The following is an 802-nucleotide window of genomic DNA, read 5'->3' on the forward strand; positions in this document are numbered from 1 at the left end:
GCTAGTCGAGAGACTCATTCGGATGACGGTCTTTTCTTCAGACGCCGATTCGTCGGCGAGCGCGCACTCGAGCTCTCCCACGAGATTGAGCATGCGGCGCACGAGCGGCAGATTCTGCATCACGAAGTGTGAGAGGCCTGCCGGCTTCGTCGAGCGGTTAAGAAGCGTCACCCGCCACTCGCGCTCAAGCGCCGCAATTTGACGCGACACGGTCGAAACGTCCAGATCGAGTTCTATGCAGGCCCTCGTAAGCGATCCTTTCGCGGCAATGCCTTCGAGCACACGCCAAACGAGCAGGTTGTCGAGACGCCGATCGGCAGCGCCGGCGTATTTGTCGGTCGAAGCGGTTCTATCTTGCGGATTTGCAAGTTTCTTTGCGGATGACATATGGATGCGGGCGATCGATTTTCGTAGCCTGATTGTGACCCGATCGAAAAGATCGCCACAAGGAGGAAAACGTCATGTTGAATCGACGCAAGTTTTTGGGTCTCGGCGCCGCAGCCGTCGGTCTCTCAAGTTTTGCCGGCATTCCGGTGGCAAACGCACAAACGACCAAAGTGCCCGTCAAGGCCGAATGCGACGTGCTCGTTCTCGGCGGCGGCATGGCCGGACTTTGCGCAGCTATTTCCGCACGCGAAGAAGGCGCGAAATCGGTACTCCTTCTCGAAAAGAGTCCGTACTTCGGCGGCCATACGATCATGTCGGGCGCGGGCTACTGGATTGGCGGTACCGATATCCAAAAGAAAGCGGGCATCGACGACTCGGTTGAGTTCAACTGGCAGGACTCGGTCAACCGCGGCAT

The 802-nt window shown here is 58.0% G+C and carries 2 protein-coding genes; one reads left to right on the forward strand and one right to left on the reverse strand.

Annotated elements, in window-relative coordinates; translation table 11 throughout:
* The coding region (locus H6A60_RS11920; RefSeq protein ID WP_205104911.1) for a LysR family transcriptional regulator at positions 1-387 on the reverse strand (387 nt) is incomplete at its 3' end.
* 74 nt (positions 388-461) lie between these two features.
* On the opposite strand from H6A60_RS11920, the gene H6A60_RS11925 reads away from it, so the two are divergent.
* Positions 462-802 (forward strand): FAD-dependent oxidoreductase (locus H6A60_RS11925; protein WP_205104913.1); only part of this gene is annotated, 341 nt, incomplete at its 3' end.

The organism is Sutterella massiliensis, from assembly GCF_016899755.1.
GTDB classification, from domain to species: Bacteria; Pseudomonadota; Gammaproteobacteria; order Burkholderiales; family Burkholderiaceae_F; genus Sutterella; species Sutterella massiliensis.